At 32.0% G+C, this 259-nt stretch carries 1 pseudogene; it reads right to left on the minus strand.

The window, feature by feature from the left end:
• Window positions 1-238: pseudogene (locus tag ACSG5Z_RS32485) on the minus strand (diguanylate cyclase); the annotation flags it as partial.
• Window positions 239-259: the final 21 nt, after the last annotated feature.

Raw genomic sequence — 259 nt, forward strand, 5'->3', positions numbered from 1 at the left:
AATCTTCTGTACGTAGTTCAATTTGTTTTTCGAGGTCTGAGTTGAATTGCATTTGAGCTAGTAATAAAATTTTATTTTGTTTTCGAACTAAACTATGGCGTATGAGAACGAAGGAGAAAGTTATTATAAGCCCGATTACTACAATAGGTGCAACAACATATTCAACTAGTATAAAAACAATAAGCATTACTACAGAAATATAAGGTAATGACAATCTGATCGATTCCCCAAGTTTAGGTGCTGTCTCTTAAAAACATCT

It is taken from the genome of Bacillus pretiosus (assembly GCF_051294775.1).
In the GTDB taxonomy this organism is placed as follows: Bacteria; Bacillota; Bacilli; order Bacillales; family Bacillaceae_G; genus Bacillus_A; species Bacillus_A wiedmannii.